The sequence below is a fragment of the Butyrivibrio sp. FC2001 genome (assembly GCF_000424125.1).
Classification (GTDB): domain Bacteria; phylum Bacillota; class Clostridia; order Lachnospirales; family Lachnospiraceae; genus Butyrivibrio.
The window spans coordinates 23673-40811 of record NZ_KE384135.1 but is presented as its reverse complement, the minus strand read 5'-3'; the positions used below and the strand labels follow the sequence as shown (position 1 = coordinate 40811).

Annotated in this window: 13 protein-coding genes; all 13 read left to right on the top strand. The window is 42.0% G+C overall.

The genetic code is table 11. The features are described 5' to 3' along the window. Positions 1-36: 36 nt before the first annotated feature. The 13 genes from G601_RS0120265 (at position 37) to G601_RS0120205 (ending at position 17002) form a co-directional block, all read left to right on the top strand. Entirely contained in the window at positions 37-480 is a 444-nt protein-coding gene (locus G601_RS0120265) for an SCP2 sterol-binding domain-containing protein (protein WP_026493445.1), read from the top strand. Positions 481-614: 134 nt separating this feature from the next. Next, positions 615-2018, top strand: coding sequence for an NAD(P)/FAD-dependent oxidoreductase (locus G601_RS0120260; RefSeq protein WP_026666425.1), 1404 nt, complete (start codon positions 615-617; stop codon positions 2016-2018). 134 nt (positions 2019-2152) lie between these two features. Further along, positions 2153-3205, top strand: a complete 1053-nt coding sequence (locus tag G601_RS0120255; RefSeq protein WP_035791256.1) for a peptidylprolyl isomerase — start codon at positions 2153-2155, stop codon at positions 3203-3205. A 57-nt stretch (positions 3206-3262) separates the two neighbouring features. Next, positions 3263-4294, top strand: a complete 1032-nt coding sequence (locus G601_RS0120250) for a right-handed parallel beta-helix repeat-containing protein (RefSeq protein WP_026666423.1) — start codon at positions 3263-3265, stop codon at positions 4292-4294. A 20-nt stretch (positions 4295-4314) separates the two neighbouring features. Then, positions 4315-6159 carry a diguanylate cyclase domain-containing protein gene (locus G601_RS0120245; protein ID WP_026666422.1) on the top strand — a complete coding sequence of 615 codons (1845 nt, stop codon included), beginning with the start codon at positions 4315-4317 and terminating at the stop codon, positions 6157-6159. A gap of 183 nt (positions 6160-6342) precedes the next feature. Beyond that, positions 6343-8445: a molecular chaperone HtpG gene (htpG, locus tag G601_RS0120240; protein WP_026493450.1), complete on the top strand. Its 2103-nt coding sequence runs from the start codon at positions 6343-6345 to the stop codon at positions 8443-8445. Between the two features lie 293 nt (positions 8446-8738). Next, positions 8739-9440, top strand: coding sequence for an ABC transporter ATP-binding protein (locus G601_RS0120235; RefSeq protein WP_026493451.1), 702 nt, complete (start codon positions 8739-8741; stop codon positions 9438-9440). Positions 9441-9496: 56 nt separating this feature from the next. Then, entirely contained in the window at positions 9497-10996 is a 1500-nt protein-coding gene (locus G601_RS0120230) for an efflux RND transporter periplasmic adaptor subunit (protein ID WP_026666421.1), read from the top strand. A gap of 6 nt (positions 10997-11002) precedes the next feature. Beyond that, positions 11003-12220: an ABC transporter permease gene (locus G601_RS0120225; protein WP_026493453.1), complete on the top strand. Its 1218-nt coding sequence runs from the start codon at positions 11003-11005 to the stop codon at positions 12218-12220. Positions 12221-12224: 4 nt separating this feature from the next. Then, positions 12225-13442 (top strand): ABC transporter permease, encoded by a 1218-nt coding sequence (locus G601_RS0120220; RefSeq protein ID WP_026666420.1) that lies wholly within the window; start codon positions 12225-12227, stop codon positions 13440-13442. Positions 13443-13739: 297 nt separating this feature from the next. Continuing rightward, a complete protein-coding gene (locus G601_RS0120215) occupies positions 13740-14510 on the top strand; it encodes a hypothetical protein (RefSeq protein WP_026666419.1) in 771 nt (256 codons plus the stop codon). A gap of 649 nt (positions 14511-15159) precedes the next feature. Further along, positions 15160-15951 (top strand): hypothetical protein, encoded by a 792-nt coding sequence (locus G601_RS0120210; RefSeq protein ID WP_026666418.1) that lies wholly within the window; start codon positions 15160-15162, stop codon positions 15949-15951. 241 nt (positions 15952-16192) lie between these two features. Continuing rightward, positions 16193-17002, top strand: a complete 810-nt coding sequence (locus tag G601_RS0120205) for a hypothetical protein (protein WP_026666417.1) — start codon at positions 16193-16195, stop codon at positions 17000-17002. The last annotated feature ends 137 nt before the right edge of the window (positions 17003-17139 follow it).

The window sequence follows — 17139 nt, the reverse complement described above, 5'->3', positions numbered from 1 at the left end:
TGGGTTTTAAATATTTTTTATGAAGTGGAGGAAAAAATGACTTACGAAGAAGTAGTAGCAAAGGTAAAAGAATCACTTAAGGATGCTGACGTCAGCAACGTTCAGGAGCACGCAGCTTACCAGTTCAATATAACCGGCGAGGGCGAAGGCGCTTTCTATGTTGAAATCGTAGACGGCAAATTAAACGTAGAGCCTTACGAGTACTTCGACCGCGACATTCTTGTTTACACATCAGCAGCTGATCTTTTCGACATTCTGGATGGCAAGACCGATTTCGTTAATGCTAACCTCGCTGGCAAGATCAGTGCAGAAGGTGACCTCAGAAAAGCCGAGCTCTTAAAGGGAGTTGGCAAGAAGACAGAAGCTAAGGAAGCTCCTGCTAAGAAGGCACCTGCCAAGAAGGCGACAGCAGCTAAAAAGCCTGCAGCAAAGAAGACTGCTGCTAAGAAGGCTCCGGCTAAGAAAGCTTCTAAGAAATAATAGCTGGTTAAAAAACTAGATGATCAAACGAACTAATGGCTGCTGCAATTTCTGATTGTAGCAGCCATTTATGCGCATAGCGCACCGGGCAGGATATCCTGTTCGATTTATAAATTTTAAAATGAGGTAATCAAATGGCAACAAACAAAGAAGTAGACGTACTGATAATCGGAGCAGGCCCTGGTGGTATTTTCTGCGCTTATGAACTCGCAGAGAAGAGACCTGACCTGAAGGTAATGATTATTGAAAAGGGCAGATCAATTGAAAAGAGACAGTGCCCCAAGAGAACAACCGGAAGATGCATGGGCTGCAAGCCCTGTTCAATCACAACAGGCTTTGCAGGCGCAGGCGCATTTTCAGATGGTAAGCTTTCTCTTTCACCGGATGTAGGAGGAACACTTCCAGATATCCTGGGCTATGATGAGGCAACTGCACTTATCAAGGAGTCTGATGACATATATCTGAAATTCGGTGCGGACACCAGTGTATATGGTGTTGACAAGGCTGAGGAGATCCGCGAGATCAGAAGGAAGGCTATCAATGCCAACCTTAAGCTCGTTGAGTGTCCCATCAGACATCTTGGTACCGAGGAAGGCTACAAGATTTATAAAAAGCTTCAGGAGCACCTTGAATCCAAGGGCGTTGAGCTTATGTTCAATACAATGGTTGAAGAGGTCATCGTCGAGGATGGCGTCTGCAAGGGCGTTAAGATCCATGACGGCAGCGTGATAACAGCGAAGGAGATCGTATCTGCTGTTGGACGTGAGGGAGCTGACTGGTTCCATTCACAGTGTGACAAGATCGGAATAGAGACCAAGCCAGGTACAGTTGACGTCGGTGTTCGTGTGGAAGTAAGAGATGAGGTTATGCAGTTCCTCAATGAGAACCTGTATGAGGCTAAGCTTATTTTCCATACACCTACCTTCGATGATAAGGTTCGTACATTCTGTACCAATCCTTCAGGAGAGGTCGCTACAGAATATTACGAGGGCGGACTTGCAGTAGTTAACGGTCACGCTTATAAGAGTAAGGAGTACAAGACCAATAACACTAACTTTGCACTTCTTGTGTCCAAGAACTTTACAAAGCCCTTCAAGACACCTATTGAATATGGCAGGAAAATTGCAGAGCTTGCAAACATGCTCTGTGACGGCAAAATCCTTGTTCAGACCTACGGTGACTTTAGAAGAGGCCGCAGAACAACTGATGAGAGACTTGCAAGAAACAACCTCATCCCTACACTTAAGGATGCGGTTCCCGGAGATCTTTCCCTTGTATTCCCTCACAGAATAATGGTGGATCTCGATGAGATGATACAGGCTCTTGATAAGGTTACACCCGGTATCGCTTCTGAGGAGACACTCCTTTACGGTGTTGAGGTTAAGTTCTACTCTAACAAGGTAATCGTTAATAAGGATTTCGAGACCAGCGTTAAGCATCTTCGCGCTATCGGAGACGGCGCAGGTATCACAAGAGGACTTCAGCAGGCCAGCGCAAACGGTCTTAAAGTTGCAAGAAGTATTCTCACTACTTTATAATAAAATAATTAAAACCCAAAAAAGTCGATCCTATAGGCGTATGCTTATAGGATTGACTTCTTGTGTGCATAAAACAAAGAATGTGGACTAATAGAATGGTGACAGTTTTTTTTACTGAAAAAAGAATACAGAAAATGGCCAAGACCATAGCTGCACTTATGCTTTCTGCTTCAATGGCTTTTTCACTGACCGGATGTGCCAATCTTGAAAATACCAAGATTGTGCTTATTACAGGCTTTACTGAGAACGAGCTTTTCAGAATAGAGGATAAGTCCTGCTCTGAGTCTGAGTTTATGGTATACCTTGTGAATACTCAGAATTCCTATGAGGCAGGCTTTGGAGACGGAATCTGGAACGTAAACATCGGCGATGAGAACATGGAGAGCTATGTTAAGGATAAATGCCTCTCCACGATAGCCCAGGTCAAGGCTATGAATCTTCTGGCTGCCGAGTCCGGAATAGAACTTACGGAGCCTGAGATTTCCAATGCTCACGCTGCAGCCTCCGATTATTATTCATCACTTACGGATGAAGATAAGAAGGCCATGAAGGGCATAAATGAAGAGACTCTCCAGGAGATGTATGTTGAGTATGCAACAGCTGATAAGCTCTATGACTACATTATTAGAGATATCAATCCTGAGATAAGCGACGATGAAGCCAGAACCATAACCGTTGAGCAGATAGTTCTTAACGCCTGGGAGCTGGATTCCAAGGGCGACAGAGTTGCACTGGAGGGTGACCAGAGAGAGGCTGTAAGAAGTAAGGCGCAGCAGATTCTGAATCAGCTTAATGAAGGTACGGATTTCAGCGTTTTGATGGAGCAGTACAATGAAGCTGAAGAGGGAACTGTTTCCGTAGGTAAGGGTGATGTAGCACCTGAGATAGAAACTGCAGCCTTCAACCTCGATAACGGTGAAGTCAGCAGTATAATTGAAACAGGCGACACTTATGTTATACTTAAATGTATAAGTACCTTCAACAGAGAAGAGACTGAAGCCAATAAGATCAGAATAGTTGAAGAGAAAAAGCGTGAAGTTTTCGGCGAGCAGTATGATGAGTTCGCTGCAAAGCTTTCAAGGGTTCTTAATGAGGATTTATATAAGAAGATCCACATCTCAGAGACAGTAGATGGAACATCAGTGAACTTTTTTGATGTTTACAGGAACCACTTCGGTGAAAAATAAAATAAAGAAAAGTAATCAATACAATGTAGAAACGCGTAACTTATGGAGGGATTTTTTATGAGGATTTTGGGAAAAGCACTTACATTGTTTATGGCTGCTGCAGTAGCAGTTCCTTTCTTATCCTTAACAGCACCTATGGCTGTTAAGGCTGAGAATGTATATAAGCCTGAGGACTTTGGGGCTGTCGTTAATGATCGAAAGGACGACAGACAGGCTATCAAGGACGCTGCTGATGCTGCAGGTAAGGCCGGTGGCGGAACCGTAGAGTTTAGCTCCGGTCAGTATGATATAGATATTCTCGATTTTGGTGGGACAGGTATTGGCGTTTATGTAGATCAGCCAAATGTTACCTTTAAGCTCACCGGATCGACTGTTTTGAATGTCCTTCCGACATCCCACGGCGAGTTCTGCGCCATTCATGTTAAAGGGAATAATTTCAAGATATTCGGCGGCAAAATTGTCGGTGACAAATCAGATCATAAGGGATCAGCAGATGCAGACGGGCACGGAATAGGTGTCATTGACTGTAGCAATGTAGAAATACATGATATGACAATTGAGAATAACTGGGGCGATGGAATATATCTCGGCTCAGCTACTGATGATGGCTCCAATCCCGGATGCAGTCATGTCACCATTACAAACTGTAATGTGAAAAACAACAGAAGAAATAACATTGCGATAGTGGATGCTGACCATGTTGTAATCGATGACTGCAAGATAAGTGGTGCCAGCGGTGCTTCACCCTGCTGTGGAATACTTATCGAGCCTAATACTGATGAGGGCAATATTCCGAAAAAGGCTGTCTGCTCATCTATTCAGATAAAGAACACAACCATTAAAGCCAGGAAAAAGCATCAGAAAAACGGAAAGTATTTTGCACTTAACATACTCAATCCCTACTATCAGAAAAACAACAAGGTGGCAGCGAAAAATGTAAAGATAACAAACTGCAAAATTACAGGGGATTGTGGTAATTATTCCGGAAAAAAGGTTATAATTAAGAATACTAAGATTAAAGGAACATTTTACGACCACAAAAAGACTAACGTAAAGAAATGCACTATTAAAAACCATTACAGATTCTGATCGTAATTTTGGAGTGAAACATGATTAATGGCAAAAAACTGGTAGCTTTATGCACATACCGAATTTACGAGTCACAGGTTTTTGGCTTTGTTACTGAGCTTAACAGGCTTCTTCAGGCCAATGACTGTTATCTTTTTATATACACCCTTAATTCCGAGATCGGTAATAGCGGAGATGAATCCGACGAGACTGCAGTTTTTGATCTTGTTCCTTATGATAAGGTTGATGCCGTTGTGATCATGGACGAGAAAATCAAGAGCCGTGAGGTTGTTCAGAAAATTTTGGATAAGGCGGCTTCATATGATGTTCCGGCTATCGTAATTGATGGTGAATATGAGAATGCATCCCTTGTCAGATTCGATTATGCCAAGGGATTTGAAGCTGTGGTTCGTCATGTAATAGAGTTCCATAAGGTTAAGAGACCTCATTTTATGGCAGGAAAAAGGAACAGTCCTTTTTCAAACGAGCGAATCGAGGTATTTAAAAAGGTTATAGAAGAAAACGGCTTCACCTTTGATGACAGCATGGTCAGCTATGGGGATTTCTGGGCAACGCCATCAAGAAAAGCAACCCTTGAGCTTCTGCAAAGACCGCTTCTTCCTGATGCGATCATATGCGCTAATGACATTATGGCCATAAATGTCTGCGATGTTCTACAGATAAAGGGAATCAGAGTTCCGGATGAAGTTATCGTTACCGGCTTTGACGGAGTTGAGGAAGCATTCTGGTCAAAGCCCGGAATCACGACAGCTAAGTGTGACAGCATTGAGCTTGCAGTGACCATAATGGACGTGCTTCTATCTGTGTTCAAGGGACAGAGAAACATTGATAAGTGGATTGATCCCAGCTTTATAGAAAATGATTCCTGCGGATGCCATCACAGTGAGCTTGATCTTTTGGAGGCTGTAAGCGGCCTTAACAACAGATTTTATCATCATCAGGATGACATACATGTTATGCAGGCTATCACTGCCAAGATACTTACAGGTAAGAGCTCGGAGGAGAGCATTAAATATATCAGGAATCCTCTGACTGCATATATGTGCATTGTGATTGAAAAGTCCTGTCTTGACCTTGAAAATAACTTCATTTTTGAGAATATCGAAAAGGGTGAAAAGGTAGTCATTTATGACTGGTATTCCGGAGAGGACACAGTAACTGATTTTAATCCTGATGAGATTATTCCACACTTAAATGATGTATTGGATAAGGGTTATCCTCTTATTTTCAATTGCCTTGAGTATATGGGTAAAGCTCCCGGATTTATATGCTATTCGTACCCGAGAGCTGAATTCGTTGATTACTCACTGATGCCGAGCCTTACCTACTATTTGGGAATGGCCTTTGGCGGATACGTTATTAATAAGTACCAGAAGTATCTTCGCGATAAGCTTCAGAGAACCTATCAGTATGATGCTCTGACGGGACTATACAACAGACTGGCTTTCCTTGAAAAGTTCGAGGAGGTTCACAGCAATCCTGAGAATCTCGGTAAGAAGGTCACTCTTGTTATGCTGGATTTAAATGGCCTTAAGCAGATTAACGACAGCTTTGGACATCTTGCAGGTGACAATGCCATTGCAACCATCGCAAGAATATTGAAAGAGGAATGTCCGGAGGATGCTCTCTGTGTAAGAGTTGGCGGAGATGAGATGCTTGCACTTATTCTGGGAGAATGTGACTGGGATTCCATGGAAGCAGCTATGATTGGAAAGATGGAAGAGGCTACGAAAAAGCTTGGCTACACGGTTTCAGCAAGTATGGGTATAGCTACAACAGTCATGGATGATGACATCAACCTCGACAGGATCATTGCATTGGCTGATGAAGAGATGTACAAGATGAAGCGAAATAAAATGAAATAAGAAAATGGTCATTGTTAGCACTCATTTATAACGAGTGCTAATTTTTTATTGACTTTTGCCTTCAGCAGTTTTAAACTCATATTTGTGGGTATTCTATGTTTAGTAGAACAGAACCACCAGGTTAAATAATTACGCGGTTGTAATATTTTTATGTAAATCCGCGATAGTAATGGAGGCAATACAATGGAGAAAAAAGGTAATCTTTCAATTAACAGCGAGAATATGTTCCCGATTATCAAGAAGTGGCTGTATTCAGATCACGACATATTCTATCGTGAGGTGATTTCCAATGCCTGTGATGCCATCACAAAGATCAAGAAGATGGACATGATGGGTGAGTATACACTTCCCGATGGCTTCAAGCCCCGTGTGGACGTAGTTCTCAACGATAAGGATAAGACTATCAAGATCATAGATAACGGTATCGGTATGACAGCCGAGGAGGTTGAGGAGTACATCAACCAGGTAGCTTTTTCAGGTGCCACAGACTTCCTTAACAAGTATAAGGATAAGGCAAATGCTGACCAAATTATTGGACACTTCGGTCTTGGCTTCTATTCAACATTTATGGTATCCGATTATGTAGATATCGATACACTTTCATATAAATCCGATGCAGCTTCAGTTCACTGGACCTGCGATGGCGGCTCTGATTTTGAGATGTCAGACGGAGATAAGAAGGAAATTGGAACAACTATCACACTTCATCTTTCAGATGACTGCCTTGAGTTCTGCAACGAGTACAAAGCTCGCGAAGTAATCGAGAAGTACTGCTCATTCATGCCCTATGAGATCTATCTCTCAAGAGAGAATGAGGAAGGCACAGAGACCATAAAGGAATCTGAGAAGCGCGATGATGATATCGTTATAGAAGTGATCGAGCCTGAGAAGAAGGACGATGCTAACGCTGAGAATTCCGAGGAGAAGAAGGAAGAGGAGAAGAAGCTCAAGATCAAGAGAAGACCTCAGCTCCTCAATGATACACATCCTCTTTGGGGCAAGACTCCTAAGGATTGCACAGATGATGAGTACAAGGAGTTCTACAGAAAGGTATTCCGCGATTACAAGGAGCCTCTTTTCTGGATTCACCTTAACATGGATTATCCCTTCAACTTAAAGGGTATCCTTTACTTCCCTAAGATCAACATGGAGTTTGAGTCAGCAGAGGGCGTTATCAAGCTTTATAACAACCAGGTATTCATCGCTGACAACATCAAGGAAGTTATTCCTGAATACCTCATGCTCCTTAAGGGCGTTATAGACTGTCCTGATCTTCCTCTTAACGTATCAAGAAGTGCTCTTCAGAACGACGGATTTGTTAAGAAGATTTCAGACTACATCTCTAAGAAGGTAGCTGAGAAGCTTGCCGGACTCTGCAAGACAGATAAGGAAAATTACGATAAGTACTGGGAGGATATTTCTCCCTTCATCAAGTATGGTTGCCTCAAGGACGACAAGTTCTGCGAGAAGATGAACGACTACATCCTCTTTAAGAATCTTGATGGCAAATACCTCACACTTCCCGAGGCACTCCAGATCAACAAGGAGGCAGAGGAAGCTGCTGCAGCTGAGGAAGCTAAGGATGAGAACGGCAACACAGTTGAGGCAGAGGTTGTTGACGAGAACGGACAGTCTGATGCTGATAAGAAGGAAGAGGAGAAAGAGGAGAAAGAGCCCCGCACTATCTACTATGTAACAGATGAGCAGCAGCAGAGCCAGTACATCAACATGTTCAAGGCTCAGAAGATGGACGCTTTCATTTTGAACCACAACATAGATGTACCCTTCATCCAGCAGCTTGAGTCCAAGAATCAGGATATCCGCTTCCAGAGAATTGATGCGGACCTTACAGATACCTTCAAGAGCAAGACCTCCAAGAAGGCTGAGAAGGAATTCGAGGAGATCGAGAAGAACATCGGTGAGAAGATGAAGAAGGCTCTTAAGAACGAGCAGCTTGTTGTTAAGGTTGAGAAGCTCAAGGATAAGAAGATTTCTTCAATGCTTACAGTATCTGAGGATACACGCCGTATGCAGGATATGATGAAGATGTATGCTGCTAACGGAATGATGATGGGCGACCTTGGAATGGGTGGACAGACTCTCATTCTCAATGCTAATCATCCTCTTGTTAAGTACGTTATGGATAATCAGGACAGTGACAATGTGAGCACAATCTGCGAGCAGCTCTATGATCTTGCGCGTATCCAGAACGCACCTCTTGATGCAGCTTCCATGACAAAGTTTGTTCAGAGAAGCAACGACATCATGATGCTTCTTGCGAAATAAGAAAAATAATGTAATGCAGTGTGAAAAAGACCATTTTCCGTGTGAAAGTGGTCTTTTATTTTTGCCAATGATAAATTTAATTTGCCAAATGAGGAAATTAAAAAACTTAAGATTTAATGAAGACATCTTGTTTTATTAATCGTTATATAATATGGTACTAAATGTACGCAAATTCGTAAATTATTGAAATAGGGGAGCTGGGGACCGTTCGAAGTTGCAAAGCAGCGAGTTACGGACCCCGTATCCGACCGGACTTAGTCAGATATAAACTGGCATATAAAGAGGAGGAAATCATGTCTGCACTAGTCGAAGTTAAAGACATCTGTAAGATATACAACCCGGGGGAGAATGAGGTCAGGGCTCTTGATCATGTGAGCCTTACAATTGATGAAGGGGAATTCGTGGCTATAATCGGTCAGTCAGGTTCAGGAAAATCCACACTTATGAATATGCTTGGGTGTCTTGATACGCCCACCAGTGGCAAGTATATGCTGCATGGAATGGATGTGTCCCACATGACTGATGATCAGCAGTCTGATGTCAGGAACAGGGAAATAGGATTCATTTTCCAGGGCTTCAATCTGATACAGTCACTCACTGCTCTTGAGAATGTTGAGCTACCGCTCATGTACAGAGGAGTTGCCAAGAAAAAAAGAAGAGAACTGTCCAAGGCAGCTCTGCAGCATGTAGGGCTGGGGAAAAGAATGACTCATAAGCCATCGGAGCTATCAGGTGGTCAACAGCAGAGAGTTGCGATTGCAAGAGCAATAGCTCAGGCACCGCCGATACTTCTCGCGGACGAGCCCACAGGTAACCTTGATAGCGGATCCAGCAGGGAGATCATTGAAACGATCAAGAAGCTTTATGCTGAAGGACGAACAGTAATACTGATCACTCATGATCCGGGAATAGCCAAGCAGGCAAAGCGCATCATAACAATAAGTGATGGCAAGATTGCCAAGGATGAAATTAACCCGGATTTTAAAGAGCTATAAATTTTTAAAGTGATAAGGTGGCATGAATCACCGGATGAGGATAAACAGGAGGAAGTATGAAATTATTTGGTAAGAAAAAGGCGGAGAATATTGAATCAACAGAGACAACTGAAAGCTATACACCCGGTAAGAAGAAAAAGGGCTATGTAAAGTTTATAGTGCTTGGACTTGTTGTCCTTATTATTGGCTTTACGGTTTTCAATAATGTGAAGGCAAAGAATGCACCTATGCCTGTGACGACAACTCAGGTTACGAAGGGTGATATCGAGGCTATAGTGTCAATAAGTGGTAATGTGGCTTCAGATGAGACAAAGACCTACTATGCAAAGGTATCAGCACCTATCGGAGCGCTGGCACTTGCTGAGGGCGACAGAGTAAATAAGGGTGATGTGATCTACACCTATGATGAGGCTGACCTTGAAAGAGCAAAGAAAGAGGCTGAGCTCAATCTTCAGCAGGCTAACGGTAACTACAACGGAAGCATTGAGAAAAACAACAAGGCAACGGATGTACTTGAAGGCAGAAGCATTCACGACATAAACACTCGTCTTGATGAGATCACTGCTGAGATCGATGCCCTTAACGATAAGATCACAGAGAAGAACAACAGAATGAATCAGACACTTACTGATCTTCAGAAGACAAGCCAGGATGTTGACCAGAACGGATATGCAGACAGCTATGATGCACAGCAGAAGAACGGTGCGCCGGATGAGAGAATGACTGAGGATGGAGAAACACAGATGTCTCTCGAAATCCAGAACGCGATTGCGGATGTTCAGTATGCGATCAGCAATGACCCTGAGATTCAGGAGTGGAACAGACAGATAAACGCTCTTAATGAGGAAAAGCAGGACCTTGCAGAGCAGTCATCAGCGGAGATGGGAGCGCTTACAGCAGGTGAGAAGAGTTCCCTTGCAGCAGCAAGAGAGCTTACAGAGCTTGAGAGCAATAATACGATCGCAGATATCGAAGAAGCAGAGGAAGGCGTAAAGGCTGATTTTTCAGGTGTTATCACAGAGCTCGATGCGTCAGAGGGAGCAACTGTTGCACCCGGAACCAAGATCATGACAATCGAGAGCACTGATGATGTGAGAGTTGATATTCAGATTTCAAAGTCTGACCTTAGTAAGATCAAGGTAGGACAGAAGGTAGATGTCACTGTAAACGGAAAAGAGTACGAGGGTGAGGTTACTCAGATTGCAGGAACTGCAAAGAACAATGCAAGTGGTGTTCCTGTTGTAGATGGCAAGATCAAGATCAAGAACCCTGATGATGGCATAATCCTTGGCGTTGAAGCAGGTAACAAGATCCACACAGATAAGGCAGAGGGAGTAGTAGTTCTTCCCTATGAGTATATCGGAACTGATGCAGACGGCGATTTTGTATTTGTAATTGAAAATGGAATCCTCACAAGAAAGCCTGTAACTCTCGGACTTACAACAAGCACTGATGCTGAGATCAAGGAAGGCTTAAGCGAAGGCGATACTATTGTCACAACAGATCCAACAACTCTTATCGAGGGAACCAAGGTAACCGGTGTTAGTCTGGAGTGATAGTCTATGGACACAATTTTAGAATACTTAGAGAGCGCAATTAAAAATATCCTCAGTAATAAGATGCGTACAGCTCTTACAATGCTGGGAATCATAATAGGCATTGCTTCGGTTATAGCTGCGCTTACAATCGGTAATGGAATGGCGAGCTATGTGTCGGATGAAGTTAACGCCATTGGAGGTAATGTCGCTGAGATTTATCTGGACAGCTCAGTTGCAGAAAGAGGAATCACAGATGATGACCTGAAGGAGATAAAGGAGAATTTTCCGGGCCTGACAGGAGCTACATATTATGAGCAGGATTTTGGAATAGCAGCAGGAAGCAGAGAAACAGTCGATGTGCTTTTAACTGCTGCAGGTGCTGATTACCAGTATTCCACTGTGACCAAGCTGGAAAAGGGTCAGTATTTTACCGATGATCAGGTGGAGCAGGGAGCTAAGGTCTGCGTATTGATGGAAAATGATGCTGTTCATCTTTTCGGAACAGCTGATGCCATCGGCAGAACCTTCGAATTAACGATCGGAGGTACTTCAGTTGAACTTGAGGTTATTGGTATCAGGGAAAACTGGAGTGAGATGATCACAAAGATGATGGAGATGGAAATGGAAAGTTATACGGCGATGATAGAGATCCCGATAACTACTTATGGCAAGGCTTTTAATAAGGACATCTCTGAATCAAACAGTATGGAAATCTACTGGGGGAATGATCAGTCCGAGGACATAATAAAGAGCGTTGTGCGTTTTACGGAAAACAAGCTGGATCTCAGAGGCAGAGACGCTGTCTACTATATGAGTATGTCTGATGTATCATCTGAGGTTGATTCCATTATGGGAGCGATCACCGCATTTATTTCACTTGTCGCAGCTATATCCCTTCTGGTTGGCGGTATAGGTGTTATGAATATCATGCTGGTTACGGTTACAGAGAGGACCAGAGAGATAGGAATACGTAAGTCTATCGGAGCTAGAACCAGAGCGATAATGATTCAGTTCCTTGCAGAGTCTGCAATCATTTCTCTTATGGGAGGAATTGTAGGAATCCTGGTAGGAATAGCAGGTGCATACGTGGGCTGCATTGTGCTTGATTTAAAGCCGGTTTTTGATCCCAGCACTATTATTGGCGCAACACTTTTCTCAATGATGATCGGAATTTTCTTTGGAATATATCCGGCAAGAAAAGCGGCCAAACTCAAGCCTATTGACGCACTTGTAAGGAAGTAAAAATATGGAATACATAAAAAGCGCATTTTCCAGCATAAAACAGAATAAAGGCAGAACTCTGCTCACAATGCTCGGCATAATAATTGGAATTTCCTCTGTTATTACAATCCTGTCCATAGGCGACGGAATGAAACACTATGTAAACAGCAGCCTTGATGAGATTTCTCAGAGCGGGGTAGTAATAAATATTGATCCTAAGAAAACAGACAGATATTTAAATCCTGAGGACCTTCAAAAGATAAAGGAAGCTATTCCGGAAGTGCTCGGAATAACCATGTATATTGATTCAGCAGGAACCTACAATGATGGCCAGCAGGACAGAAACATGGGTGTATATGGCGGAACAGCCGACATATCCCGTGATGAAAAAAATGGCATGTACATGGGCAGATTTTTCAGAGATGATGAGGCTGAGGCCGGCACACAGGTAGGCGTGTTAACACAGGCGGACGCCCTCCTCTTATTTGGAACGGATGATGTCATTGACAGAACATTTACTCTTAATATGGGATCAAAAAGCGCGGACATCACTATAATCGGCGTACTTAAGAGTGAAGAAAATGACATGCTTGCTGCCAGGGATGCAATAAGGCGAAAAGAGCAGGCGTATTATTACTGCGGAATCTATGTTCCCTACGCTCTTTTAACAGGTAAATTCGGGCTTAGTGGAGATAAGATAACAAGCTTCAAGACATATGCCAGCCCCGGAACTGCAGATGAGACAGCACTTAAAGTAAAGAGTATTACGGAAAATATGCTGGAGCTAAGAGGCGAAGGCGCTGTAAGCATTCAGTCCTTTGCCAACATGGCAGGAACATATACCAGCATATTAAATGTGGTCACTCTGGTAGTTGCCCTTATTGCGGCGATATCTCTGGTTGTTGGCGGAATCGGTGTTATGAACATCATGACGGTTACTGTGGCTGAGAGAACCCGCGAGATCGGTATCAGGAAATCTCTGGGTGCAAGAACCTCATATATCTTATTGCAGTTCCTTACGGAATCTGCGGTTATAACCCTTATCGGCGGTATGATAGGTATGCTCATGGGGTATTTATTTACAAAGATAGCTGAGAATTTCATGCCTTTTCCTCCGTTTATCAGCATCACAAACGTAGTGCTGGTTGTGACTATATCTATCGCAGATGGCCTGTTTTTCGGCATTTATCCTGCCAGAAGGGCTGCAAAAATGGATCCGATTGATGCATTAAGACAGGAGTAAATTATAAACAAAAAATAAAAACAAGGGCATTTTACGACTTTTATGATTGGATTTTGAAATGTGCTTAAGGCCAGTATTTATGGGTGTTTGATGACTGAAAAATAGAACTGGGAATTAATAAAAAATCATAAAATGTTCAAATTTTGTTGACACAATAGACAAATATGATTATACTCAAAAACATCAAAGGTAATCACCGCGACGACAACAAACAAAACATCAGTCACGGAGGTTAACAAAACACAAAACTCGTAACATGGTTACGAAAAATGTCACCCATAAAGGAGGGTTAATTCTATGAGGATTTTTGAGAAGATTTCAAGACGTTTAGCAATTACATTAGCAGGTGTTATGGCTTGCTCATCATTCGCAGTAGCACCTGCGCTTACAGCTCGTGCAGCTGAAGATGAGCAGCCTACAATCCAGCAGCTTCAGGAAAAGGCAATAGAGCTTAAGAATGATGCAGATTACACATCAGAGAAAGTATTTAAAGTAGGAGAGCTTGATACATACAAGATTAAGTCCGACATTGATGGAAAGCTCAGAGTTTTCGTAAAGGCTAAGGATGCCAGCACAGTTAACGTTCAGGTTTGGAAAGAAAATGAAACAACAAACCTTATTGATGCCCAGAACCAGGACATCGCAGCAGGTAAGAACTACGAAGGCACTAAGGATATCAAATCCGGCACATATTACATTTGGGTTACAACAACCAAAAATGATGCTACACTTCAGGTTAAGGCTGACATCATCACAGATAAGACATCCAAGATCCGCAACGCTGAGTCACCTGCTAAGAAGACAGCAAAGGTTACAATTAAGAAGGCAAAGAAGGTTGACGGATACGAAGTAAGATTCTCAACAAGCAAGGATTTTGACAAGAACGTTAAGACAAAGAGCGTAAAGGCTAAGAAGATTGAGTTCAAGGACAAGAAGGGCACAATCGAGGTGAGGGGGCTTAAGAGCGGCAAGAAGTACTACGTTCAGGTAAGAACATACGTTAAAGAGAATGGCGTTAAGTACTACTCAGACTGGTCAAAGTCAAAGAAGATTGCTAAGGTTAAATAATATAACCTGAAATGACATATACGGAGCCATCCACTGCAACAGTGGGTGGCTCTTTTTTTCGTGGTTTTCTATTGGTTTTCCTTTTTGGGGAATAAGTGGTGTTACGTCTATCCGCGAAGAAATAAGTTAAATGGTGTACGTTGCGATATGGAGGAAATTTCAAGTTGAACCGGGGGAAGGAAATTTGTACCAGTTGACTGAACAGACAAAGACGATTAAATTGACAGGTCAATCGGAAATAAGAATTGTACTCGGATAGGTGTATAGTATATACGGAGGTTATCGGTGCTGTGCAGTCAATTATTTGAATTGTTCGCGGATAGACGTAACGGCTGCATGGAGGATACTCCCGCAGGTGGATCGACCAGCCCATATTTATATAAATAGACGTAACTCCATTTTTGAACATGGTTCCACAGATGAATCGGAATAGGGGGATCTGTTCAAATAGACTGAACGCATCATCATATATGAATTAAATCCAAAATATTTATAGTAAAATAATGTATAAAAATGTCGAAATCTAATAAAATCATAAAATGGCCACAAAATGTTGACAGTATAGTTAAATATGATTATACTCAAAAACATCACAGGTAATCACTGCGATTACCAAAAGTTTTCTAACCTTGTCAAGGAGGGTTATTCTATGAGGATTTTTGAGAAGATTTCAAGACGTTTAGCAATCACATTAGCAGGTGTTATGGCTTGCTCATCATTTGCAGTTGCACCTGCACTTACAGCTTACGCAGCTGATAGACCTTCAGATGAAGAGATAATTAAGAATATCGATAAAGCAGAACCTACCAAGCTGGTAAACGATGCTGATTATACATCTGAGGTTAAGCTTGAAGGTGATAACAAGAGACAGACTTACATTATTCACTCAGATATCGATGGAAAGCTGAGAGTAACTGTTAAAGCTACAGATACAATTAAAGGCGCCATTGCTGATATTTATAAATCCGGCGAAATTAAATTCCTATCAACTGAAGAAGTAAATCTTGATAAGGATAAGACCTACGTAAAGGAACTGGATGTAAAGAAGGGTGATTATAAGATCAACATCTATATAGGCGACAACCGTGAAAACGTAGTTAAGTTCCAGATCAAGGCTGCTGTTCTTACAGATAAGGCAACAAAAATCCGCAACGCTGAATCACCTGCTAAGAAGACAGCAAAGGTTACAATTAAGAAGGCAAAGAAAGTTGACGGATACGAAGTAAGATTCTCAACAAGCAAGGATTTCGACAAGAACGTTAAGACAAAGAGCGTAAAGGCTAAGAAGATTGAGTTCAAGGATAAGAAGGGCACAATCGAGAAGAGCGGCCTTAAGAGCGGCAAGAAGTACTACGTTCAGGTAAGAACATACGTTAAAGAGAATGGCGTTAAGTACTATTCAGACTGGTCAAAGTCAAAGAAGATTGCTAAGGTTAAATAATATTAACAAAACACTATTATAAATTATATGAATGGAGGCTATCGCACTGCGGTAGCCTTCTTTTTTGAAATAATGGGTGTGTTTCTTTGTAAAATTTATAAATAGTTGACGGTATTTCTTATATAATCATAAATTGACTTCAAAACGTTGACTTGCTATTTGGACGTGATTATACTGAAAATGTATCCGTAACTCATGGTGATTACGGAGGGTTTCACCTTTTCAAAAAGGAGGGTTTTTTATGAGGATTTTTGAAAAGATTTCAAGACGTTTAGCAATTACATTAGCAGGTGTTATGGCTTGCTCATCTTTTGCAATGGCACCTGCACTTACAGCTTATGCAGCAGACGAACCGGCAGGAGCTCCGAAGTCAGATGCAGAAATAATCGAAAGAGTTAGTAAGCAGACACCTACCAAGCTTGAAAATGATGCTGATTATATTTCTGAAGTAACTCTTGGAACTGAAAGAGAAAAGAGAGCTGCTGCATATTCTATCCATTCTGATATCGATGGAAAGCTTAGAGTAACAATTAAAGCAACAGATACAATTAAAGAAACGAAAGTATCATTCTTTAAATCTGGTGGAACTTCCTTTACTGCAAAAGGTGACATCAAGGATCTTGCAAAGGACAAGACCTTTGAACTTGAAGCAAATGTAACAGCTGGTGATTATATTATCAACATTAGAAACTTTGCTGATACTGAAGCAAAATTCCAGATCAAGGCTGCAGTTCTTACAGACAAGACAACAAAGATCCGCAACGCTGAGTCACCTGCAAAGAAGACAGCAAAGGTTACAATTAAGAAGGCAAAGAAGGTTGATGGTTATGAGATCAGACTTTCAACCAGCAAGGATTTCGACAAGAACGTTAAGACAAAGAGAGTAAAGGCAAAGAAGATTGAGTTCAAGGATAAGAAGGGCACAATCGAGAAGAGCGGACTTAAGAGCGGCAAGAAGTATTACGTTCAGGTTAGAACATACATCAAGAAGAATGGTGTTAAGTACTATTCAGAATGGTCAAAGTCCAAGAAGATCGCAAAGGTTAAATAATATAACCTGAAATGCCATATACGGAGCCATCCACTGCAACAGTGGGTGGCTCTTTTTTCGTGGTTTTCTATTGGCTTTCCTTTTTGGGGAATAAGTCGTGTTACGTCTATCCGCGAAGAAATAAGTTAAATGGTGTA

Bases quoted from the DNA above. Each gene is read 5' to 3' on its own strand.
- G601_RS0120265 (WP_026493445.1), top strand. From the start codon at position 37: ATGACTTACGAAGAAGTAGTAGCAAAGGTAAAAGAATCACTTAAGGAT.
- G601_RS0120260 (WP_026666425.1), top strand. From the start codon at position 615: ATGGCAACAAACAAAGAAGTAGACGTACTGATAATCGGAGCAGGCCCT.
- G601_RS0120255 (WP_035791256.1), top strand. From the start codon at position 2,153: ATGGCCAAGACCATAGCTGCACTTATGCTTTCTGCTTCAATGGCTTTT.
- G601_RS0120250 (WP_026666423.1), top strand. From the start codon at position 3,263: ATGAGGATTTTGGGAAAAGCACTTACATTGTTTATGGCTGCTGCAGTA.
- G601_RS0120245 (WP_026666422.1), top strand. From the start codon at position 4,315: ATGATTAATGGCAAAAAACTGGTAGCTTTATGCACATACCGAATTTAC.
- htpG (WP_026493450.1), top strand. From the start codon at position 6,343: ATGGAGAAAAAAGGTAATCTTTCAATTAACAGCGAGAATATGTTCCCG.
- G601_RS0120235 (WP_026493451.1), top strand. From the start codon at position 8,739: ATGTCTGCACTAGTCGAAGTTAAAGACATCTGTAAGATATACAACCCG.
- G601_RS0120230 (WP_026666421.1), top strand. From the start codon at position 9,497: ATGAAATTATTTGGTAAGAAAAAGGCGGAGAATATTGAATCAACAGAG.
- G601_RS0120225 (WP_026493453.1), top strand. From the start codon at position 11,003: ATGGACACAATTTTAGAATACTTAGAGAGCGCAATTAAAAATATCCTC.
- G601_RS0120220 (WP_026666420.1), top strand. From the start codon at position 12,225: ATGGAATACATAAAAAGCGCATTTTCCAGCATAAAACAGAATAAAGGC.
- G601_RS0120215 (WP_026666419.1), top strand. From the start codon at position 13,740: ATGAGGATTTTTGAGAAGATTTCAAGACGTTTAGCAATTACATTAGCA.
- G601_RS0120210 (WP_026666418.1), top strand. From the start codon at position 15,160: ATGAGGATTTTTGAGAAGATTTCAAGACGTTTAGCAATCACATTAGCA.
- G601_RS0120205 (WP_026666417.1), top strand. From the start codon at position 16,193: ATGAGGATTTTTGAAAAGATTTCAAGACGTTTAGCAATTACATTAGCA.